Genomic DNA, 23,051 nt, shown 5'->3' on the forward strand with positions numbered 1-23,051 from the left:
GACGGGCCCCGGTATGCCCCGAGCCCCCTCGCCTGGCACTCCCCGCGGGCGAGTGCCAGCACTTCAAAAGGTCAGTGTACGGCCGTCGGGTACGGGCCGGGCAAGACAGCGGCTGCCGAACACCGCCCGTACGGATAGCGTCACCGTATGAACGTGACGCCGGCATGGGAAGCGGCGGGCTGGGAGCGGCTCGCCCCGCGCGTGGGACGGTGCCGTCTGCCCGTCTGGGACTGCACGGCGGGGCTCGTCGTCGGCGACGACGCGGCCCTCATGATCGAGGCGGGGTCGAGCCTGGCCGAGGGCGCGGCGCTGCGCACGCAGGCCCGGCGGATCCTGGGCGGCGACCGCAGGGTGACCCATCTCGCGCTCACGCACCCGCACTTCGACCATGTACTCGGGGCTGCGGCGTTCGCGGGCGTGGAGGTGTACGGGGCGGTGGGCATCGACACGGTCTTCGCCAGGGGCCGCGACTCGCTGCGCGAGGACGCGGTGCGGCACGGCCTGGACCCGGACGCGGCGGCGGAGGCGGCCGACCTCCTGGTCCGCCCGCACCACCTGGTGTGCGGGGAGTGGACGCTCGACCTGGGCGGCGGTGTCCAGGTGCTGCTGGCCAACATCGGGCCCGGTCACTCCGGCCACGACCTGGCGGTCCTCGTGCCGGGTACCGACGGCGGCCGTGAGGTCGTCTTCTGCGGCGATCTGGTGGAGGAGTCGGGTGAGCCGCAGGCGGGCCCGGACGCGGCGCCGGGCCACTGGCCGGCGGCGCTCGACCGCCTCCTGGATCTGGGCGGCGAGGACGCGCACTACGTACCCGGGCACGGAGCGACGGTGAATGCGGCTTTTGTCCGTGCCCAACGCGCCACACTGGCAACCCGCTTCGGCGTGTCGTGACGCGTGACGCCTCCGCTCTTCCTATCGTCACCAGAATGCGCCAGTACTCCGCCGACCTCACGCCCCCTTGGAAGAAGCCGAAGCCCGTACCGGAGGTGGCGGCCGACGCCGGCCTCGTGGTCGAGGAGCTGAGCACCGGTTTCTGCGGGGCGGTGATCCGCTGCGAGAAGACGGCGCAGGGCCCGACGGTGACGCTGGAGGACCGCTTCGGCAAGCACCGCGTCTTCCCGATGGAGCCGCGCGGTTTCCTGTTGGAGGGCCGCCCGGTCACCCTGGTCCGCCCTTCGCGGGCCGCGGCCCCCGCACGTCCCTCCCGCACCGCGTCCGGCTCGGTGGCCGTGCCCGGTGCGCGGGCCAGGGTCGCCCGCGCGGGACGCATCTACGTGGAGGGCCGTCACGACGCCGAACTGGTCGAGCGCGTCTGGGGCGACGACCTGCGCATCGAGGGCGTCGTCGTGGAGTACCTGGAGGGCGTCGACGACCTCCCCGCGATCGTCGCCGAGTTCGACCCGGGGCCGGACGCCCGCCTCGGCGTCCTGGTCGACCACCTGGTCCCGGGCTCCAAGGAGTCCCGCATCACGACGCAGGTCACCAGCGCCCACGCCCTGGTCGTCGGCCACCCCTACATCGACATCTGGGAGGCGGTGAAGCCGTCCTCGGTCGGCATCCCCGCCTGGCCCCGCGTCCCCCGTGGCCAGGACTGGAAGACGGGCGTCTGCCACGCCCTGGGCTGGCCGCCCAACACGGGGGCGGCCTGGCAGCGCATCCTGGAGTCGGTCCACTCCTACAAGGACCTGGAGCCCCCGCTCCTCGGCCGCGTGGAAGAACTCATCGACTTCGTCACGCTCCCGTAGGCACCGGGGCCGGGTGGCCTGGTCAGTCCACCAGGTCCCGCACCACGGCGTCGGCGAGCAGCCGCCCCCGAAGCGTCAGGACGGCGCGCCCCTCCCCGTACGGTCCGGCCTCGAGCAGTCCCTCGTCCCTGGCCCGTACGGACGCCGCGAGGCCCGCCTCCCGCAGCAGCGACAACGGGCAGCCCTCCCGCAGCCGGAGCTCCAGCAGGATCCGCTCTACCCGCCGATCCTCCGCGGACAGCACCTCACGCCCGGCCCCGGGCGAGCCACCGCCCGCCAGCGCCCCCGCGTAGGCCCCGGGATGCTTGACGTTCCACCACCGCACGCCGCCGACGTGGCTGTGCGCGCCGGGCCCGGCGCCCCACCAGTCGGCGCCGCGCCAGTACAGCTCGTTGTGCAGGCAGCGGCCGCTGTCGGACGTGGCCCAGTTGGACACCTCGTACCAGGAGAAGCCCGCGTTCCCGAGCACCTCGTCGGCGATCAGGTACCGGTCGGCGTGCACGTCGTCGTCGGTCATCGGCACTTCGCCGCGCCGGATGCGCCGCGCCAGCTGCGTGCCCTCCTCCACGATGAGCGCGTAGGCGCTGACGTGGTCGGGGCCCGCGCCGATCGCCGCGTCGAGCGTGGCGCGCCAGTCGTCGTCCGTCTCGCCGGGCGTGCCGTAGATCAGGTCGAGGTTCACGTGGTCGAAGCCCGCGGCGCGTGCCTCGGCGACGCACGCCTCGGGGCGCCCGGGTGTATGCGTACGGTCGAGCACCTTCAGGACGTGCTGCTTCGCGCTCTGCATGCCGAAGGACACACGGTTGAAGCCACCCTCCCTGAGCTCGCTCAGGTACGCCTCGTCGACCGACTCCGGGTTCGCCTCGGTCGTGATCTCCGCGTCGTCCGCGAGCCCGAACTCGTCCCGCACGGCGGCGAGCATCGCCACGAGGTCGCGGGCGGCGAGCAGCGTCGGCGTGCCGCCCCCGACGAACACGGTCCGCACGGGCCGCGGGTCGTCGCCCAGGACCTTACGGGCGAGCCGCACCTCGTCGGAGAGGGTCTGCGCGTAGTTGTCGCGGGAGGCGAGGACGCCGCCGGAGCCGCGCAGCTCGGTCGCGGTGTACGTGTTGAAGTCGCAGTAGCCGCAGCGCGTGGCGCAGTACGGGACGTGCAGGTAGAAGCCGAGGGGGCGGGAGGCCGCGCCGTCGAGGGCGGACGCGGGCAGCGCGCCGTCCTCGGGCATGGGCTCACCATCGGGCAGTGCGGAGGGCATGCGGCCAATTGTCCCCCACCCGAGACCGCACCCCGCTCGCCCTGCCTCGCCGGGCCGCGCCTCACCGCGCCCGCAGCACCAGCAGTGCCAGGTCGTCGTCCGGAGGGCGTTCCGAGAACTCGTGGACGAGGCGCTTGATCCGTTCCGCCACCAGGTCCGCGTCGAGCCCCGCGCAGCTCGCCAGCGCCCGTGCGAGGCCGTCGCCGTCGTCGAACTGGCGTCGGCCCGTCCGGCGCTCGGTCACGCCGTCCGTGACGCACAGGAGCGTCTCGCCGGACCGCAGGTCGAAGCTCTCACTCTTGTACGTCTCGTCGTCGACGACCCCGAGCAGCATCTGCGGAGTGGCCGCCTCCCGGACCTCACCGGCGGCGGACATGACGAGCGGCAGCGGATGCCCGGCGCAGGCGAGGGTGATGCGCACTCCTCCTTCGTACGGGACGATCTCCCCGTACAGGAGCGAGAGGAACCGCGACGTGGGGCTGTCGGGCGGCGCGCCCTGCCCGCCCGCCGCCGCGACGACCGCCGCCGCCGCGTCCGCCGCCTCGATCGCGTCGTCGAGGAGCAGCTGGTTGAGACGGTCCATGACCTCCGCGACCTGGTACCCCTCGCGGGCGAGCAGCCGCAGCCAGGGGCGGGCGAGGCCGATGACGACGGCCGCCTCGGGCCCCTTGCCCTGGACGTCGCCGAGCGCGAAGCACCAGCGGCCGTCGCCCGCCTGGAACACGTCGTAGAAGTCACCGCCGGGGCCGCCCTTGTCCCGCGGTTCGTAGACGAGGCCGCTCTCGACGCCGGGGATGTCCGCGACCTTGCTGGGCAGCAGTCCGCGCTGGAGCACCTGGCTGATGTTGGCCTGGCGCTGGTAGCGCCGGGCGGTGCTGATGGCGAGCGCGACCCGGCGGCTGAAGTCCTCGACGAGTCCGGTGACTTCGTCGGGGAAGCGGACGAGCCCGGACCGGCCGATGACGAGCGTGCCGAGGGCGCGCCCGCCCGCGCTCAGCCGGTACGCCAGTGCCGCGCCGGGCGCCCCGCCCGCCAGCGCCTCACCGGGCCAGGGCAGCGGGAAGGCGCCGGAGCCCGCCGTGTCGGGGACGCGGGGCGGTTCCTTCTCCAGGACACGGCGCAGCTCCTCCATCCGGTGCTCGCTGGTGTGCCACACGCGGGCGAGCCGTGCACCCTGCACGCCCAGGGAGTCGTGGACGGCTCCCTGGGACATGTCGTCGAGCCAGATCGCGCACCAGTCGGCGAGGCGCGGCACGAGCAGCTGTCCGGCGAGTGCCGCCACCAGGTCCTCGTCGAACTGTCCGGCAAGGAGGTCGGACGCCTCGGCGAGGAAGGTGAGCGCGCCCCTGTTGACCCACTCCGTGTCCTGCGAGGCGCGATTGGGCAGCGGCGCGAGGATCTCGGCGGCGCGCAGTCCGCGCAGCAGGGCCTGTTCGCTCGCGTACGACTCGATCCCGGGGCCGGCCTGGACGCCCTCGACGGGCAGTCGGGCCCAGACCGATTTCGTGCCGGTGCGGTAGGTGATGCCCCAGGACTCGGAGAGGGTCGCGACGAGGTGGAGGCCGCGGCCGTACTCGGGAGTGCCGGAGGACGGCGGGCGGTGCTCGCCGCGGACGGCGCGTGCGGGGTGGTGGTCGGCGACCTCGATGAGGAGGGTTTCCGTGTTCTCGTCGGGGAGCACCTCGTCGAGGCGGCACATCAGCTCGACGGCCGTGCCCGCGTGCACGACGGCGTTGGTCACCAACTCGCTGACCAGCAGCACCGCGTCGTCGGCGAGCCGGTCGGTGATGCCGGCGGCGGCGGGCACGCCGAGCTCGGTCCAGTCGGCGAGCGCCGCCCGCACGAATCTCCGCGCGGCGGCGGGCGCCAGTGGGTTTCCGGGCAATGACGTGCGCACCACCGCCGGTGGCCCGGGTCGGCCCGGGTCCATGGCGGAGGCACGAATATCGGCCTCCAGTTGCATCGGAATGGACCCCACGGTGCGGCTCCTGAGCAGTTCGGGCGAATACGCCTCAGGCGACATCGACAGAGTGACAGACTGGCCACGCTCATAAGCACCGAGTTACCGAAGTGGGCCGTTATGAGTGAGAACAGTGCTATGCCTGTGCTTGGAAAAGACCGGGTTCCGGTCCCGACGCAGAGTGGCGAGGCCGGTACGGATCCGGCCAACTGCCAGCTGCGCCCGCTCCTCGCCGCCATGAGGGCCGCACGGGACGGTGACTTCACCAAGGTGGCGCCGGTCGGCGACGGCCTGGCCGCGGAGCTGTATGTGGTGTTCAACGAAATGCTGGACCGTTCGCTGCACTTCGACAGCGAGCTGATCCGCGTGCGGCGCGAGGTCATACGGCACGGCCGGCTGGACGAGCGGTTCGCCGCGAGCCCCGGTCAGGGCCGGTGGGCGGCCCGCGTCTCGGAGGTCAACACCCTGCTCGACGCGCTGGTCGCACCGGCGGCGAACGCGACCCGGGTGCTGAACGCGGTGGCGGGCGGCGACCTCACGCAACGTGTCGACCTGCACGACGGCACCCGTGAACTGCGGGGTGATTTACGCCGTCTGGGCCGGGCCGTCAACACGATGGTGGATCAGCTGTCCCTCTTCACGGGTGAGGTCACGCGGGTCGCCCGTGAGGTTGGCACGGAGGGGCGTCTCGGCGGGCGCGCCAAGGTGCGGGGGCTTTCGGGCAGCTGGCGCGACGTGACGGAGGCCGTCAACACGATGGCGTCCCGGCTCACCGCGCAGGTGCGGGACATCGCGCTCGTGACGACGGCGGTGGCGCAGGGCGACCTGACGCGCACGGTGACCGTCGAGGCGACGGGTGAGCTCCTCGAACTGAAGCTGACCGTGAACACGATGGTGGAGCAGCTCTCCGCGTTCGCTGCCGAGGTGACGCGTGTGGCGCGCGAGGTCGGCACGGAGGGGCAGTTGGGCGGCCGCGCCCAGGCGCGCGGGGTGTCGGGTGTGTGGAAGGACCTCACCGACAACGTCAACTTCATGGCGTCGAACCTCACCTCGCAGGTCCGCAACATCGCCCAGGTCACCACGGCCGTCGCCAACGGCGACCTGAGCCAGAAGATCACCGTCGACGCCCGGGGCGAGATCCTGGAGCTGAAGTCGACGGTGAACACGATGGTGGACCAGCTGTCCGCGTTCGCCGACGAGGTCACGCGTGTCGCGCGCGAGGTCGGCACCGAGGGCAACCTGGGTGGGCGTGCTCAGGTGCGGGGCGTGTCGGGTGTGTGGAAGGACCTCACCGACAACGTCAACTTCATGGCCGACAACCTCACCTCCCAGGTGCGGAACATCGCACTCGTGTCGACGGCCGTGGCCCAGGGCGACCTCGGCAAGAAGATCACGGTCGAGGCGAAGGGCGAGATCCTGGAGCTGAAGTCGACGATCAACACGATGGTCGACCAGCTGTCCGCGTTCGCCGACGAGGTCACGCGTGTCGCGCGCGAGGTCGGCACCGAGGGCAACCTCGGCGGTCAGGCGCAGGTCCGCGGGGTGTCGGGCGTATGGAAGGACCTCACGGACAACGTCAACTTCATGGCGTCGAACCTCACCTCGCAGGTCCGCAACATCGCCCAGGTCACCACGGCCGTCGCCAACGGCGACCTGTCCAAGATGATCACAGTCACGGCGCGCGGCGAGATCCTGGAGCTCAAGGACACCGTCAACACGATGGTGGAGCAGCTGCGCGCCTTCGCCGACGAGGTGACCCGCGTCGCCCGCGAGGTCGGCACGGACGGCAGGCTCGGCGGCCGCGCGCAGGTGCTCGGCGTATCGGGCGTGTGGAAGGACCTCACCGACAACGTCAACTACATGGCGGACAACCTCACGGGCCAGGTCCGCAACATCGCGCAGGTCGCGACCGCGGTGGCCCAGGGTGACCTCTCCAAGAAGATCGACGTCGACGCGCGCGGCGAGATCCTGGAGCTGAAGACCACCATCAACACCATGGTGGACACGCTGTCCTCGTTCTCCTCCGAGGTCACCCGTGTGGCCCGCGAGGTCGGCTCCGAGGGGCAGCTGGGCGGCCAGGCCCGGGTCGAAGGCGTGTACGGCACGTGGAAGCGTCTGACGACGAACGTGAACGAGCTGGCACTGAACCTCACCACGCAGGTCCGCGCCATCGCCGAGGTGGCCTCCGCGGTGGCCCAGGGCGACATGACCCGCTCCATCACGGTCGAGACCCGGGGCGAGGTGTCCGAGCTCAAGGACAACATCAACCTCATGGTCTCCAACCTCCGTGAGACCACCCGCGCCAAGGACTGGCTGGAGTCCAACCTGGCCCGTCTCGCCGGTCTGATGCAGGGACACCGGGACCTGATGGAGGTCGCCGACCTGATCCTGCGCGAGCTGACCCCGCTGGTGAACGCGCAGTACGGCGCGTTCTTCCTGGCCGACCCGGACACCGCCGAGTCTCCCGCGCCCAGCCAGGTCACCGCCAAGGGCCTCGCCTTCATCGCCGGGTACGGAGCGGCGCAGGGCTCCGTCGTCGACACGGGCGGCATGCCCGCACAGGGTCTGGTGCGCCAGGCCGCGCTGGAGAAGAAGCGCATCCTCGTCGAGGAGGTCCCGCCGGACTACATCAAGATCCACTCGGGGCTCGGCGACGCGGCACCGGCCACGGTCGTCATCATCCCGATCCTCTTCGAGGACAAGCTGCTCGGCGTCATCGAGCTGGCGACGTTCTCCCGCTTCTCCGACGTCCACCTGGCGTTCTTCGACCAGTTCGTGAACACCATCGGCGTCGCGATCAACACCATCATCGCCAACTCCCGCACGGAGTCGCTGCTCGGCGAGTCGCAGCGCCTGGCCATCCAGCTCCAGGAGCGCTCGGACGAACTCCAGCGCCAGCAGGCCGAGCTGCGGCGGTCCAACGCGGAGCTGGAGGAGAAGGCCGCGCTGCTGGCCACGAGCTCCCAGTACAAGTCGGAGTTCCTCGCGAACATGTCGCACGAGCTGCGCACCCCGCTCAACTCGCTGCTGATCCTCGCGCGGCTGCTCTCCGACAACCCGGACGACCACCTCTCCGACCAGGAGGTGCAGTTCGCGACGACCATCCACCGCTCCGGCTCCGACCTGCTCCAGCTGATCAACGACATCCTCGACCTGTCGAAGATCGAGGCGGGCCGGATGGACGTACGCCCCAAGAAGCTCCCTCTCATCAAGGTCCTCGACTACGTCCACGCGACGTTCCGCCCGCTCACCCTCGACCGCGGTCTCGCCTTCGACGTATCGGTGGGCGAGGACGTGCCGCGCGAGATGTTCTCGGACGAGCAGCGCCTCCAGCAGATCCTGCGCAACCTGCTGTCGAACGCGGTCAAGTTCACCTCGGCGGGCAGCGTCGAGCTGCGGGTCAGCCGCGTCAAGGAGTCCGCGGGCGACCGGCTGCTCCACGACAACGAGGACCTGCTGTGCTTCGCCGTCAGCGACACCGGCATCGGCATCCCCGCCGAACAGCTCCCGGTGATCTTCGAGGCGTTCCAGCAGGCCGACGGCACCACCAACCGGAAATACGGCGGCACGGGCCTCGGCCTCTCCATCAGCCGCGAGATCGCGGGCCTGCTCGGCGGCCGTATCACCGCGGAGAGCCGCCCCGGCCAGGGCTCCACCTTCTCGCTCTACGTCCCGGTGGTGCACCCGGGCCACGGCGCCGCCGCCATCGCGTACGCCGCGGCGCACATCCAGCACCTTCCGGAGCCGATGGAACAGGCGGCCCTGCGGCCGCACACCGCACTCGAACCCGACGACAGCTGGCCCACGCCCACCAAACTGGAGGAGTGGAAGGAAGGGCGCGCGGGCCGGATACTGCCGGGCCGCAGGGTGCTCATCGTCGACGACGACATCCGCAACGTCTTCGCCCTCACCCATGTCCTCAGCCGCGTCGGCATGCCCGTCCTGTACGCGGAGAACGGCCGCGAGGGCATCGAGACCCTGGAGCGCAACCCGGATGTCGACATCGTGCTGATGGACATCATGATGCCGGAGATGGACGGCTACGAAACCATGGTCGCGATCCGTCGCAGCCCCCGCTGGCAGGGCCTGCCCATCGTCGCCCTCACCGCCAAGGCCATGCCCGGAGACCGCGAGAAGGCCATCTCCCAGGGCGCCACCGACTACGTCCCCAAACCCGTGGACGTGGACCAACTGCTCGGCGTCGTCTGTGCCCTCCTGGACCCAGCCGGCTCGTCGACCGACGAGCAATCCACAACCCCCGATCCAGAGACCGTCGTTCAGGAGCAGGACAGTGTTCAAGGAGAGAGCGCTGTTCCGCCGACGACCGAGTGAGGCACCGTGACCATGAGTGCAGAGGCCGCCACCGACAACCGCGCGAGCATCCTCCTAGTCGACGACATGGAGGACAACCTGATGGCGCTCGAAGCCGTCCTCGGATCACTGAACGAGCCCCTGGTGCGGGCTCGTTCGGGCGAGGAGGCCATGAAGGCGATTCTGCGGCAACGATTCGCCGTGATCCTTCTGGACGTCCGCATGCCCGGCATGGACGGCTTCGAGACCGCGTCGAACATCAAACGGCTCGACCAGACCAAAGACGTGCCGATCATCTTCCTGACGGGCACCGACAACGACTCCGGCTACGCGTTCCGTGGCTATGCGACGGGCGCGGCGGACTACCTCACCAAGCCCTTCGACCCGTGGGTGCTGCGCGCCAAGGTCACCGTCTTCCTCGAACTGCACCGTAAAAACAGGCAGTTGGAGCGGATACTGGCCCGTGAGCAGCGCCAGTTCGACGAGCTGGCCGCGCGTCTGTCGGCGATCGAGACGCATATGGCGGCGAGCAGCCTCAAGGACGTCCTCGAACTGCGCCGCCACGTGACGCACATGGAAGAACTGGTGCAGGAGATGTGCCGCGGCCGGGGCGTGTAGACCGGCACCCCGACCGCGTGACGAACAACGGGTGGCCCCCTGGACCCAGGGGCTCCGAGCCGACGGATCAGGCCTCGCGCGACCCCGCGTACATGTCCTCGATCAGGTGCTTGTACTCCCGCTCCACCACCGGGCGCTTCAGCTTCAGGCTGGGCGTCAGCTCGCCGTGCTCGACGTCGAGGTCGCGCGGCAGGAGCCGGAACTTCTTGATGGTCTGCCAGCGCTGCAGGCCTTCGTTGAGCTCGCGCACATAGCCCTCGATGAGCTCCACCGTCGCGGGAGCGGCGCACACCTCCGCGTACGACTTGCCCTCCTGGCCGTTCTCCTTGGCCCAGTCGAGGATGGCGGGCTCGTCGAGGGAGATGAGGGCGGTGCAGAAGTTCCGGTCGGCGCCGTGCACGAGGATGTTGGAGACGTACGGACAGACGGCCTTGAACTGGCCCTCGACCTCGGCGGGCGCGATGTACTTGCCGCCGGACGTTTTGATCAGGTCCTTCTTGCGGTCCGTGATCCGCAGGTAGCCGTCGACGGACAGCTCGCCGATGTCCCCGGTGTGGAACCAGCCGTCGGACTCCAGGACCTCGGCGGTCTTCTCCGGGAGGCCGTGGTAGCCCTCCATGATGCCGGGGCCGCGCAGCAGGATCTCGCCGTCGTCGGCGATGCGCACCTCGGTGCCGGGCAGCGGCTTGCCGACCGTGCCGGTGCGGTAGGCCTCGCCGGGGTTCACGAACGACGCCGCGGAGGACTCGGTCAGGCCGTACCCCTCGAGGATGTGGATGCCGGCGCCCGCGAAGAAGTAGCCGATGTCGGGGGCGAGCGCGGCGGAGCCGGAGACGGCGGCGCGCAGCCGACCGCCGAAGGCCTCGCGCAGCTTGGAGTAGACGAGCGTGTCGGCGGTCTTGTGCTTGGCGCGCAGCCCGAAGGGCACGGACGCGGTGCCGGTCCTGCGGAAGTTGTCCTGGCTGACCTTCGCGTACTCGCGGGAGACGTCGGCGGCCCACTGGAAGATCTTGTACTTGGCTCCGCCGCCGGCCCGCGCCTTGGCCGCGACGCCGTTGTAGACCTTCTCGAAGATGCGGGGAACGGCCGCCATGTACGTCGGCTGCACCACCGGCAGGTTCTCGATGATCTTGTCGACGCGGCCGTCGACGGCGGTGACGTGCCCGAGCTCGATCTGCCCGGAGGTCAGCACCTTGCCGAAGACGTGGGCGAGCGGCAGCCACAGGTACTGCACGTCGTCGGGGCCGAGCAGACCGGTCGCCGCGATGGCCTTGGCCATGTACGACCAGTTGTCCTGCGGCAGGCGCACACCCTTGGGGCGGCCCGTGGTGCCGGACGTGTAGATGATCGTGGCGAGCTGGTCCTTGGTGATCGCCGCGATGCGCTCCTTGACGAGCCCCGGGTTCTTCTCCAGGTACGCGGCGCCGCGGGCCTCCAGGTCGGCGAGGGTGAGCACCCAGCCCTCGGGGTCGCCGTCGGCGGGCGCCGCGCCGTCGGGGTCGAGCACCACGACGTGCCGCAGCTCGGGCAGGTCGGCGCGCTTCTCGCGCGCCTTGGCGAGCTGCGCGGCGTCCTCGGCGATCAGCACGCGGCTGCCGGAGTCGGACAGGATGTACGCCGACTCCTCGGCGTTGGTCTGCGGATACACCGTGGTGGTGGCCGCGCCGGCGCACATGATGCCGAGGTCGCAGAGGATCCACTCGACGCGCGTCGACGAGGCGAGGGCGACGCGGTCCTCGGCCTGGAGCCCCAGCTCGACGAGGCCCGCCGCGATGGCGTCGACGCGCTCGGCGGCCTGCGCCCAGCTGAGCGTCTTCCAGTCGTCGGGGCCCTCTCCGGACGCCGCCGGGACGGGGTAGCGGTAGGCCTCGGCGTCCGGGGTGGCCGCCACGCGCTCCAGGAAGAGATGCGCCACGGAAGGCGGACGGTTCTCGATCAAGGTCTGTGTGTCGCTCACGACATCCTCCGGGCCCACGACAGTGCGGCGAACTGGCTGGCGGCTGCTTCTTACATCCCTCAGGGCTACTTGTTTAACTTGCGAGTAACCTACGAGTGGTGATCAGAGTAGAGCGCCGACGCCCGGTGCGTAAGGGGCATCTGCCTGTCACTTCCTACAGACACCCAAACGGAACGGGCAGGCCCGCCGCAACGCGCCGCGGGCCCGATGCGTGTGCGCACCGGGCCCGCGTGACCGCGGCGGAGCCGCGATCGGGGGAACTGCTTCCTGCCTACTTCTTGGCCTTGCCGGGGCCGCTGTCGTCGCTGGACAGCACGGCGATGAAGGCTTCCTGCGGCACCTCGACGGAGCCGACCATCTTCATGCGCTTCTTGCCCTCCTTCTGCTTCTCGAGCAGCTTGCGCTTACGGGAGATGTCACCGCCGTAGCACTTCGCGAGGACGTCCTTGCGGATGGCGCGGATGGTCTCGCGGGCAATGACCCTGGACCCGATCGCGGCCTGGACGGGCACCTCGAAGGCCTGCCGCGGGATGAGCTCGCGCAGCTTGGCGACGAGCCGCACGCCGTACGCATACGCCTGGTCCTTGTGCGTGACCGCCGAGAACGCGTCGACCTTGTCGCCGTGGAGCAGGATGTCGACCTTGACAAGCTGGGCGGACTGCTCGCCCGTGGGCTCGTAGTCCAGCGAGGCGTAACCACGCGTCTTGGACTTCAGCTGGTCGAAGAAGTCGAAGACGATCTCGGCGAGCGGCAGCGTGTAGCGGATCTCCACGCGGTCCTCGGAGAGGTAGTCCATGCCGAGCATCACGCCGCGCCGGTTCTGGCACAGCTCCATGATCGAGCCGATGAACTCGCTGGGCGCGAGGATCGTGGCGCGCACGACCGGCTCGAAGACCTGGTCGATCTTGCCCTCGGGGAATTCACTCGGGTTGGTGACCGTGTGCTCGGCGCCGTCCTCCATGATCACGCGGTAGACCACGTTGGGGGCGGTGGCGATCAGGTCGAGCCCGAACTCGCGCTCCAGGCGCTCGCGGATCACGTCGAGGTGCAGGAGGCCGAGGAAACCGACGCGGAAACCGAAGCCGAGCGCGGCCGAGGTCTCCGGCTCATAGACGAGCGCGGCGTCGTTGAGCTGCAGCTTGTCCAGGGCCTCGCGCAGGTCCGGGTACTCCGAGCCGTCCAGCGGGTACAGGCCCGAGAACACCATCGGCTTGGGGTCCTTGTAACCGCCGAGCGGCTCGGTGGCGCCCTTGTTCAAGGAAGTGATCGTGTCACCGACCTTGGACTGACGGACATCCTTCACGCCGGTGATGATGTAGCCCACCTCGCCGACGCCGATGCCGTCGGCCGGCGTCATCTCGGGGGACGAGACACCGATCTCCAGCAGCTCGTGCGTGGCGCCGGTGGACATCATCCGGATCCGCTCGCGCTTGTTGAGCTGGCCGTCGACCACACGCACGTACGTCACGACGCCGCGGTACGAGTCGTAGACCGAGTCGAAGATCATCGCGCGCGCCGGGGCGTCCTTGACGCCGACCGGGGGCGGGATCTCGGCGACGGCCTTGTCGAGCAGCGCCTCGACGCCCATGCCGGTCTTCGCGGAGACCTTCAGGACGTCCTCGGGCTCACAGCCGATGAGGTTCGCGAGCTCCTCGGAGAACTTCTCCGGCTGGGCCGCGGGCAGGTCGATCTTGTTGAGTACGGGGATGATCTTGAGGTCGTTCTCCATCGCCAGGTAGAGGTTGGCGAGAGTCTGCGCCTCGATGCCCTGGGCCGCGTCGACCAGGAGGATCGTGCCCTCGCAGGCCGCGAGCGAACGCGAGACTTCATACGTGAAGTCCACGTGGCCCGGGGTGTCGATCATGTTGAGGATGTGGGTACTGCCCTCGTTCGGGCCCTCTGTAGGGGCCCAGGGCAGACGCACCGCCTGGGACTTGATCGTGATGCCGCGCTCGCGCTCGATGTCCATGCGGTCGAGGTACTGGGCACGCATCTGCCGCTGATCCACCACACCGGTGAGCTGCAGCATGCGGTCGGCGAGCGTGGACTTGCCGTGGTCGATGTGCGCGATGATGCAGAAATTGCGGATCAGAGCCGGGTCGGTACGGCTCGGCTCGGGCACATTTTTAGGGGTCGCGGGCACGCAGGGTCCTGTCTCTTGAGGCGCCTGTCGCCTCGGGTCGGATCTATACGTAGGTTCCATCGTCCCATGGGTGAGCCACTGCGCTCGGTTTGGGCCGGTGGGAGGGCGACTGGTACCGTGGACAGCTGTGTCTCGTAGCCCTCTCAAGCTCGAGGCGCGTGTCATAACACTCAGCTGCAGTCACCTCTGCAGTACCTGAACCTGAAAAGGCTCTTTCGTGGCGAACATCAAGTCCCAGATCAAGCGGATCAAGACCAACGAGAAGGCGCGTCAGCGCAACAAGGCGGTCAAGTCTTCGCTGAAGACCGCGATCCGCAAGGCCCGCGAGGCCGTTGCCGCCGGTGACACCCAGAAGGCCGCCGAGCTCACGCGTGAGGCCACGCGTCAGCTGGACAAGGCCGTCTCCAAGGGCGTCATCCACAAGAACCAGGCCGCCAACAAGAAGTCGGCGCTTGCTTCGAAGGCCGCGTCTCTCTAAGGGCTGATGCCCTTGGCCCCGGTTCGCCGGGGCGCTGATCAATCCTCCCGCGAGGGTAATTCGAGCCCTCTACCTCGAATCGCGGACAGACCACGCAGTACGCCACGCTGCGACGATGCCCCCGGACCCACTCCGGGGGCATTGCTGTGTCCGGGGGCGTTGCGGGGACGCAGGGCCCCCGGTGAGTTACCGGCGGGACCGCGCCGCACGGGCGATGGCGACGACCGCCTTCTCCAGCGCGTACTCGGGGTCGTCGCCGCCACCCTTGACGCCCGCGTCGGCAGCGGCCACCGCGGTGAGCGCCGCGGCCACCCCGTCCGGGGTCCAGCCACGCATCTGCTGACGCACGCGGTCGATCTTCCAGGGCGGCATGCCCAGCTCACGGGCGAGGTCGGCGGGGCGTCCGCCGCGCGCGGAGGAGAGCTTGCCGATCGCCCGGACACCCTGCGCGAGGGCGCTGGTGATCATGACGGGGGCGACGCCGGTCGCCAGCGACCAGCGCAACGCTTCGAGCGCCTCGGCGGCCCGGCCTTCGACGGCCCGGTCGGCCACCGTGAAGCTGGAGGCCTCGGCACGGCCCGTGTAATACCGCCCCACCACCGCTTCGTCGATCGTGCCCTCGACGTCCGCCACCAGCTGGGAGACCGCGGAGGCGAGCTCACGCAGATCGCTGCCGATCGCGTCGACGAGCGTCTGGCAGGCCTCCGGGGTCGCCGAACGGCCCGTGGCGCGGAACTCGCCGCGCACGAACGACAACCGGTCCGCGGGCTTGGTCATCTTGGGACAGGCCACCTCGCGCGCACCCGCCTTGCGCGCGGCGTCGAGCAGGGCCTTGCCCTTCGCGCCGCCCGCGTGCAGCAGGACGAGGGTGATCTCCTCGACCGGCGACCCGAGATACGCCTTCACGTCCTTGACCGTGTCGGCCGACAGATCCTGCGCGTTCCGCACGACGACGACCTTGCGCTCGGCGAAGAGCGACGGGCTGGTCAGCTCGGCGAGCGTGCCGGGCTGCAGCTGGTCGGGGGTGAGATCGCGCACGTCCGTGTCCGCGTCGGCGGCGCGGGCGGCGGCGACCACCTGCTGCACGGCGCGGTCGAGGAGGAGGTCCTCCTGCCCCACGGCGAGCGTGAGAGGAGCGAGCGGGTCGTCGTTTGCTGTCTTCCTGGCCATCGCGGTCAAGCATCCCACGCGCCACTGACAGCCCGTCCCGTACGGCCTTGCCCTGGGTCTCCGCCCGTATCGGAGAATGGTCGGGTGACCGACGTACGACATGTCCTGGTGCTGCCCGACCGCGATGCCGCGGAGGTGGTCGCCGAAGAGCTCCCCGACCGTTTCGGCGTGGCCGAGGAGCCCCAGCTGGTCCGCGACGCCCTGGCGGGCGAGGACGACGCCGAGGACGCCCAGTGGCTGGTCGTGGTCGAGGACCCCGACTCCCGCCTCGACCCGTCGGCGCTCGACGCGCTGGCCGCGGAGCACGAGGGCTGGCTGGAGGCTCCGTAACCCCGCAGCTCCGCAGCTCCGCAGCTCCGTAGCTCCGTAGAGAACCGTCAGCCGCTCTTCGGTATGACCTGGATGTCGAGGTCGATGGTGATGCTGTGCCCCACGGCGGCGATACCGCGGGCCAGCATCGTCTGCCAGGTGATCGTGAAGTCGTCGCGGTGCAGTTCGGTGGTGGCGCGGCAGGCGACGCGCGTCTCGCCCTCGAGCCCCTTGCCGACCCCGAGGTACTCCGTGTCGAGCGTGACCGTCCGCGTCACACCGTGCAGCGTCAGGCCGCCGGATACCGCCCAGCGGCTGCCGCCCTTGTGGACGAAGCGGTCGCTGTAGAACTCCATCGTCGGGAACCGCCCCACGTCGAGGAAGTCACCGGAGCGCAGGTGGTCGTCGCGCATCTGGACCGCCGTGTCGATGGAGGCCGCGTCGATGACGACGTGCATCGCGGAGTCCTCCATCCGCTCGCCGATCCGGATCGCACCCGCGAAGCTGTTGAACCGGCCACGGATCCGGGCCAGCCCGATGTGCCGCGCGGTGAAGCCGACCGAGGAGTGCAGCGGGTCGACCTCCCAGTCACCGGGCTCGGGGAGCGTCGGAGGTTGGGCGACCTGAAGCGTGACGTCACCCAGCGAGGCGTGCGCATCCTCCGCCACGGTGGCGCTCGCCCGGTACGGAGTGAACCCTTCCGCCGACACCGCCAGGCGGTAGTCCCCCGCCGGAACAGCCGTGACGAACGAGCCGAACGGATCGGTTCCCCCGCTGACTATCTTGCGCCCCATGGCGTCACTGACGGCGAATTCCGCGTTCCGCACGGGTTCGTTGACCGGGTCGAGCACCCGGCAGCTGAGCACCCCCGCACTCGACGGGACCGTGAGCGCCGACAAGGCCCCCACCCGCCCGGTCCGATTCGTACGGTTTCCCAGCCAGCGGCCGAACACGCGCGACACACCCCCGCCTTACTTGACAACACCTGCAAACTACAACGAAGAGGCATTCGATCACCGTTGCGGCTTTCGATGCAACACGGGCCCAGATCACGGGAATGCTGCCGATGCGCCGCGAACTGTCGCGACTGGCCCGAAATGGCCGGGACGGGGGTAGGCGGTGGGGTTCGGTGGGTGGGTGAGGGGCTCGGCGGGGGGGCTCGGCGGGGGACGGTGGGGGCGGTGGGGTGTGACTGTGGCGGGGCGGGTCGTGCTCACGGCGGGCGTGTGACCACTTCCAGCCTGGGCGCCGCCCGGGGACTCGCTCCCACCCCGGACCTGGCCCCCGCACCCCTTCCCGTCCTCCCCATCACCGCGATCGCCCCATCCGTGTCCGTGCGCAGCACCTGCGCTCCCCCGGCCCGCAGCGCCGTCAAAGTGAGCGGCGACGGATGACCGTACGAGTTGTCGGCGCCGCACGAGATCAGTGCCAGCCGCGGCGCCGCCCTGCGCAGCAGCCCCGGATCCTGATGAGCCGAGCCGTGATGCGCGACTTTCATCACGTCCACGGAAGCGAGCGATGCCGCGGCCGGGCTCCGCAGCAGGGCCCTCTGCGCGGGCGGCTCCAAGTCGCCGAGCAGCAACATCGACAGCCCACCCGTCCGCACGAGCAGCGTGACGCTCGCGTCGTTCGGCCCCTCCGGTCTCGGCACCGGGTCCGCCGGAGGCCACAGCACCTGCCAGTCCAGTGGCCCGGCCCTGCGCCGCTCCCCCGCCACGGCCGACACCACCGGCACCCGCGCGGCGGCCGCCTGCTCCCGCACGAAGTCGGCCTGCTCCGGCGGCTCCCTGAACCCCGTCGTCTGGATCTCCCCCACCTCGCGCCCTCGCAGCACCCCCGGCAGCCCCGCGACGTGGTCCGCGTGGAAGTGCGTGAGCAGGACGAGCGGTACCCGTCTGATCCCCAGCGACCGCAGACAACGGTCTGCCGCCAGTGGATCGGGCCCCGCGTCGACCACCACCCCCGCGCCATCACCCGCCGCCAGTACCGTCGCGTCGCCCTGCCCGACGTCACACATCGCAAGCCGCCACCCCGGTGGAGGCCACCCCGCGATCACCCGCGTGACGGGTGGGGGCTGGACGACCACCAGGAAGAACAGTGCGACACAGGCCACGACCAGCCAAGGGTGCCGCACGATCCTGCGCCCCACCAGGACGAGCAGCACGGTGACCCCCGCGAGCACGAGTCCGCCACGCCAGCCACCCGGCCAGTCGACCCCGTTCCCCGGCAGCGCCGCCCCCGTGCGAGCGATTCCCGCGATCCACTCCGCGGGCCAACTCGCGCCCCACGCCAGCACCTTGGCGACCGGCATCGCGACCGGCGCCACCGCAAGCGCCGCGAACCCGAGCACCGTGGCAGGCGCGACGGCGAACTCGGCGAGCAGATTGCACGGCACCGCGACCAGACTCACCCGGGCCGCGAGGACGGCGACGACGGGCGCGCAGACCGCCTGAGCCGCGGCCGCGGCGGCCAGCGCGTCGGCCACCCTCCCCGGCACGCCTTTGCCGCGCAGCGCCTCACCCCAGCGCGGCGCGAGGGTGAGCAGGGCACCCGTGGCCAGGACGGAGAGCAGGAAGCCAGGACTCCGGGCCAGCCACGGGTCGTACAGCACGAGCACCAGCACCGCCGTCGCCAGCGCCGGAATGAGTGACCTGCGCCGTCCCGTGACGATGGCGAGCAACACGATCAGCCCGCAGGCCGCGGCCCGCAACACGCTCGGGTCCGGACGGCAGACGATGACGAACCCGAGGGTGAGCGCCCCACCGAGCACCGCGGTCGTGCGCAGCGGAATCCCCAGCCTGGGTGCGATCCCGCGCCGCTCGGCCCGCTGGGCGAGACCCGGCGGCCCGATGAGCAGGACGAGGACGATGGTCAGATTCGCACCACTGACGGCAAGCAAATGCGTGAGGTCGGTTGCCCGGAACGCCTGGTCCAACTCGGCCGGCACGCGAGAGGTGTCCCCGACGACGAGCCCGGGGAGCAGCGCGCGGGCATCGGCGGGCAGCCCATTCGTGGCCTCCCGCAATCCGCCCCGCAACTTCCCGGCGACCTGCTGCGCCCCGGAAGGCGCCCCTACCGTCCGGGGCGCCTGCTCCCCGTCCACCCGCAGCACAGCCGCGACCTGCCCCCCGTCCGACAACGGCGGTGCCAACCGCCCCTGCACCCGCACCCGCGTCGACGGCAGAAGGCCCGTCCAGGAGGGGGCGGCGGGGCGAGCTGATTCTTGATCGGGGGCGGCACCCTCTGCCCCGGCGGCTTCCCTCGCCTCTGTGGCCTCTGTGGCCTCTGTGGCCTCTGTGGCCTCCGTGGCTTCCGTGACCTCCGTGGCCTCCGCGGCTTTCGCTCCCTCCGCGGCTTTCGTCCGCACCACCACCAGGACCGGTGTGCGCGTCTCCGTCGACGTGCCGTCCGCCTGCGTGACGCGGCGGACTTCCGCGTCCAGGAGCACAGCCGGCGGCATCGCATGCGCGCTCGCCGTGCGGGGGCGGGTGCGCCGAGGGTCGGACGTGACCTCCAACTCCGCCTCCACCCGCGCGTACTCGCCCGCCAGAGCCGGAACCGGGCCACGGCGCAGATCCGCCCCGTGCAATGCCGCCGACGCCGCCGCCCCGGCTGCGCAGAGCAGAACTGCGGCGACTGTGACGCGTCCCCATCGTCGCGGCCTCCTCAGCCCGGTCTGAATGTGACCGCTGCTTCCGGCTCCTCGAACCGTCCACGTCACCAACAGAACTCCGGCCCCCAGCACACCGACCGCCACTACTGCGATCGCCCAGCGCGGCGGTGCGTCCACCATCAGAGCCGCCGATCCCCAGGCCGCCAGCGCGGGCGGCACCAGTCGCAGGTCCGGCGGGCCCTCCTGCTGCGGATTCGAGGCACCGAGGCGGTGGCCCGACGCGGCGTGAACTGCCAGGCGCGTCATGGCCGTACGAGACCCTGGAGATCGGCAAAGCGCCGGTCACCGATGCCGTTGACCTCACGGAGCTCATCGACGGAGCGGAATCCGCCGTGCTCCGCGCGGTAGTCGAGGATGTGCTGTGCCAACACGGGGCCGACACCGGGGAGTTCGTCGAGCTGTTCGGCGGTGGCCGTGTTCAGGCCGATCGGCCCAGCGCCGCCCGGACCTGTCGCCCCCGGCCCTGTCACTCCCGGTCCTGTCGCCCCCGGCCCCGTGGCATTCGGTCCCGCCGCCCCGGCTGACCCGGCCCCCGTACCAACCCCACTCGCCCCGCCCACCACCACCTGCTCGCCGTCCACGAGGAACCTCGCGCGATTGAGGTCTCCCGTCTTCGTGCCCGGCCTGACCCCACCGGCCGCCCGCAGCGCGTCAGCCAGCCGGGATCCGGCGGGCAACCGATGGACGCCCGGCCGACGGACCTTCCCACTGACGTCCACCACGATCACGCCGGCGGCGCCATCGCCTCCCGCACCCGCCGACGTCCGCCCCGCCTGCGCCGCGGGCCCCGGCGACGGAGCCGGCGCCGCACCCCGCTCGGCGACGGCGCCCGCCTCACGCACCACATCCGGTGGCCGCACGGGCTGGGCCCGCCCCGTCCAGAAATGCTGGCCCGCGAAGACGGCGGCGACGCCAAGGATCAGGACGAGCGCCACCACAGCTCGTCGTTCGAGACCGCACCGCTCCTGCACCCAAATCGGCAGCCGCTCCCGCACGGCAAGCCCCAGCCGCTCCTGACGCGAGACCCCCGCCCGCGCCTCCCTCTCCTTCTCCCTCTCCCTCTCCCTCTCCTTCTCCCCCTCCCCCGAGATGGGCCGCTCCTCCTCTACCTCTCCCGCAGGCCTCGCCTCTGTCCCCTCTGTCCCCTCTGCCCCCTCCGACTCCCGTGCCCACCCGGGCCGACGCACGCCCGGCCCGGACACGCCTGCCGCCCAGCTCCCGTCCACCAGCGCCGCATCCGGCCCCGCCACATCAAGCCTTGGCGACGAAGAAGACGAAGACGGCGAAGAAGGCAAAGACGGCGAGGATGACGAAGGCCCCGCGGGCCAAAGGGGCGGCGGCGCCTGCGGCTCCCCGAACAGGCTCTCCGCCCGCCGCCTGACCACCTCCCCCGACGCACGTCGACGCCGGGCCCGCCCGCGAGCGGCGTACCGACTGCCGTTACCGACGCGGCCGTCGAGCACACGCCCATCGGACGCCGGGCCGCGCCCGGGCCCACTCGTCGCGGAAACCGTCCGAGAATCTGATCGAGTCGTCATGCCGACGACGCTACGCACCGTCACCACAACTTGTTGATCTTGCTCAGTTTCCGTGGATTACCCGGCAGTTGTGGATAACTCCGTCACTCGTACGTGGCCCCAACCACGTCAACCACGTCAGCCGTGTCTGGACGTCCGGACGTCCGAACGTTCGGACCCAGCAGCGCCCTCGCCTCACCGAGGCGAGACCACGGCCCCCAACAGCCCCGGCCCCGTGTGCGCCCCGATCACCGCTCCGACCTCGCTGACGTGCAGTTCCCCGAGGTCCGGCACCCGATCCCTGAGCCGCTCGGCGAGCGTCGACGCCCGGTCCGGGGCCGCCAGGTGGTGCACCGCGATGTCGACCCGGCCGGAACCGGCACGCTCGACCACGATCTCCTCGAGCCGGGCGATCGCCTTCGACGCCGTCCGTACCTTCTCCAGCATGTCGATGCGACCGCCGTCCAGCTTCAACAGGGGCTTGACGGCGAGCGCGGAACCGAAGAGCGCCTGGGCCGCGCCGATGCGGCCACCCCTGCGGAGGTAGTCGAGGGTGTCGACGTAGAAGAACGCGGACGTGCCCGCGGCCCGCTTCTCCGCGGCGGCCACCGCCTCCTCCGCCGAGTCCCCCGCCTCCGCGGCCTGCGCCGCCGAGAGCGCGCAGAAGCCGAGCGCCATCGCCACCATGCCGGTGTCCACCACGCGCACCGGCACCGGCGACTCCTTCGCGGCGAGGACCGCGGCGTCGTACGTACCGGAGAACTCGGCGGACAGGTGGAGCGAGACGATATCGGTCGCGCCCGCCTCTGCAATCTTGCGATAGGTGTCCGCGAAGACTTGCGGGCTGGGCCGGGACGTGGTCACCGACTTGCGTTTCTGCAGGGCCAGGGCGAGGGAGCGGGCCGAGATCTCGGTGCCCTCCTCCAGCGCCTGGTCTCCCAGGACCACGGTCAGGGGCACCGCGGTGATGTTGTGCCGCTCCATCGTCGCCTGTGGCAGGTAGGCCGTTGAATCCGTGACGATCGCGACATGGCGGGACATGAGCTGGAGGTTACCTGTCTGCGCCGTCGGGTGGCAGTCCGGGCCCTCCCCGTCCCGGTGCCCCGGCGCCGGGCGGATCAGGTCGTGCTTTCGGGCTTGGCCTTCTTCTCCCACGGATACGGCACCCGCACACCGGGCGGAGTGATCGCGGGCCGCGTCGGCTCCTGGCCTGCACGACGAGCGGCCTCGGACTCTTCCGGCGCGGGCTCGGGCCATGCGGCCGGGGTCCGGTCGGGCGTCGGCTCCGTCGTCCAGTGCCGCAGGGCGCCCGCCTCCATGTCGATCTGTGTGCTCAGCGAGTCCAGGTCGTCGTCGGCGAACCGGCGGGCCCGGTCGCGCGCCGACCAGCGCAGGGAGTCGGCGGCCTTCTTGATCTGCTCCGTGCGCTCCCGCAGCCCGGGGAGCCGCTCGGCCAGAGCCGCCTTGTCCGGGTCGCGCTCGAGGCGACGGAGCTCGTCGTCCAGCTCGTGTCCGTGGACGCTGAGCCGGTCGAACAGCTGCAGGGTCTCCTTCAGCGAGGCGTCGTCGGCGGCGCCCGCCTGGAGGACGTCCTGCGTGGCGCGCATCGACGTGCGCAACGAGAGACGCAGCTGGGCCAGTTCACCGGAGCTGCCCGCCTGCGCGAAGCTCCTCGCCCGCAGCGTGGTGTCCTCGACCGTCCGGCGGGCCTCCGAGATGGTGCGGTCGACCCCACGCTTGGCCGCACGGACCGCCTTCACGGTCACGTACACACCCAGCACCAGGAACAGCACGACAAGCAGCGCCACGATCGCGCCCACGGCTTCCATGACGCTCCTCTCCGCATTCGGTCGGCTCGGCCCGCTCGGTCCGCTCCATCGGCCTCTTCCACCGTAAACGGAGAAGGCAGGTCGGA

The 23,051-nt window shown here is 70.8% G+C and carries 16 protein-coding genes; 6 read left to right on the forward strand and 10 right to left on the reverse strand.

Features of this window, described 5'->3' with window-relative positions; all coding sequences use genetic code 11:
• Positions 1-153 precede the first annotated feature (153 nt).
• Together NOO62_RS13675 and NOO62_RS13680 are read left to right on the forward strand one after the other, a co-directional pair.
• Positions 154-891 (forward strand): MBL fold metallo-hydrolase, encoded by a 738-nt coding sequence (locus NOO62_RS13675; protein WP_268775608.1) that lies wholly within the window; start codon positions 154-156, stop codon positions 889-891.
• Between the two features lie 35 nt (positions 892-926).
• On the forward strand, positions 927-1,745 hold the full coding sequence (locus NOO62_RS13680; protein WP_268771174.1) for a DUF3097 domain-containing protein: 819 nt from the start codon (positions 927-929) through the stop codon (positions 1,743-1,745).
• Positions 1,746-1,767: 22 nt separating this feature from the next.
• Here NOO62_RS13680 and hemW read toward each other — a convergent pair whose 3' ends face one another.
• Entirely contained in the window at positions 1,768-3,000 is a 1,233-nt protein-coding gene (hemW, locus tag NOO62_RS13685) for a radical SAM family heme chaperone HemW (protein ID WP_268771175.1), read from the reverse strand.
• A 61-nt stretch (positions 3,001-3,061) separates the two neighbouring features.
• Positions 3,062-4,978, reverse strand: a complete 1,917-nt coding sequence (locus NOO62_RS13690) for a SpoIIE family protein phosphatase (protein WP_414930817.1) — start codon at positions 4,976-4,978, stop codon at positions 3,062-3,064.
• A gap of 219 nt (positions 4,979-5,197) precedes the next feature.
• Here NOO62_RS13690 and NOO62_RS13695 point away from each other — a divergent pair, with 219 nt between their 5' ends.
• Entirely contained in the window at positions 5,198-9,292 is a 4,095-nt protein-coding gene (locus NOO62_RS13695) for a HAMP domain-containing protein (protein ID WP_268775610.1), read from the forward strand.
• Positions 9,293-9,304: 12 nt separating this feature from the next.
• Entirely contained in the window at positions 9,305-9,889 is a 585-nt protein-coding gene (locus tag NOO62_RS13700) for a two-component system response regulator (RefSeq protein ID WP_268771176.1), read from the forward strand.
• Between the two features lie 67 nt (positions 9,890-9,956).
• Here NOO62_RS13700 and NOO62_RS13705 read toward each other — a convergent pair whose 3' ends face one another.
• On the reverse strand, positions 9,957-11,846 hold the full coding sequence (locus NOO62_RS13705) for an AMP-dependent synthetase/ligase (protein WP_268771177.1): 1,890 nt from the start codon (positions 11,844-11,846) through the stop codon (positions 9,957-9,959).
• A gap of 271 nt (positions 11,847-12,117) precedes the next feature.
• Entirely contained in the window at positions 12,118-13,989 is a 1,872-nt protein-coding gene (lepA, locus tag NOO62_RS13710) for a translation elongation factor 4 (RefSeq protein WP_268771178.1), read from the reverse strand.
• A 217-nt stretch (positions 13,990-14,206) separates the two neighbouring features.
• Between lepA and rpsT the strand changes: the two genes are divergently transcribed.
• Entirely contained in the window at positions 14,207-14,467 is a 261-nt protein-coding gene (gene rpsT / locus NOO62_RS13715) for a 30S ribosomal protein S20 (protein WP_098242480.1), read from the forward strand.
• A gap of 186 nt (positions 14,468-14,653) precedes the next feature.
• Here the strand turns inward: rpsT and holA are convergent, their stop codons facing one another.
• Complete coding sequence (holA, locus tag NOO62_RS13720) at positions 14,654-15,637, reverse strand: DNA polymerase III subunit delta (protein WP_268771179.1); 984 nt, start codon at positions 15,635-15,637, stop codon at positions 14,654-14,656.
• 84 nt (positions 15,638-15,721) lie between these two features.
• Here holA and NOO62_RS13725 point away from each other — a divergent pair, with 84 nt between their 5' ends.
• A complete protein-coding gene (locus NOO62_RS13725; RefSeq protein WP_268771180.1) occupies positions 15,722-15,967 on the forward strand; it encodes a hypothetical protein in 246 nt (81 codons plus the stop codon).
• A 47-nt stretch (positions 15,968-16,014) separates the two neighbouring features.
• Here NOO62_RS13725 and NOO62_RS13730 read toward each other — a convergent pair whose 3' ends face one another.
• From NOO62_RS13730 to NOO62_RS13750, 5 genes are all read right to left on the reverse strand, one after another.
• Positions 16,015-16,899: a YceI family protein gene (locus tag NOO62_RS13730; RefSeq protein ID WP_268775611.1), complete on the reverse strand. Its 885-nt coding sequence runs from the start codon at positions 16,897-16,899 to the stop codon at positions 16,015-16,017.
• A gap of 260 nt (positions 16,900-17,159) precedes the next feature.
• Entirely contained in the window at positions 17,160-19,865 is a 2,706-nt protein-coding gene (locus NOO62_RS13735; RefSeq protein WP_268771181.1) for a ComEC/Rec2 family competence protein, read from the reverse strand.
• On the reverse strand, positions 19,862-20,614 hold the full coding sequence (locus tag NOO62_RS39270) for a helix-hairpin-helix domain-containing protein (protein ID WP_414930818.1): 753 nt from the start codon (positions 20,612-20,614) through the stop codon (positions 19,862-19,864). Before NOO62_RS39270 ends, NOO62_RS13735 begins: the two co-directional genes overlap by 4 nt.
• Positions 20,615-21,331: 717 nt before the next feature.
• Complete coding sequence (locus tag NOO62_RS13745; RefSeq protein WP_268771183.1) at positions 21,332-22,177, reverse strand: DegV family protein; 846 nt, start codon at positions 22,175-22,177, stop codon at positions 21,332-21,334.
• A 77-nt stretch (positions 22,178-22,254) separates the two neighbouring features.
• Entirely contained in the window at positions 22,255-22,965 is a 711-nt protein-coding gene (locus NOO62_RS13750; RefSeq protein WP_268771184.1) for a hypothetical protein, read from the reverse strand.
• Positions 22,966-23,051: the final 86 nt, after the last annotated feature.

This window comes from Streptomyces sp. Je 1-369 (genome assembly GCF_026810505.1).
GTDB lineage: Bacteria > Actinomycetota > Actinomycetes > Streptomycetales > Streptomycetaceae > Streptomyces.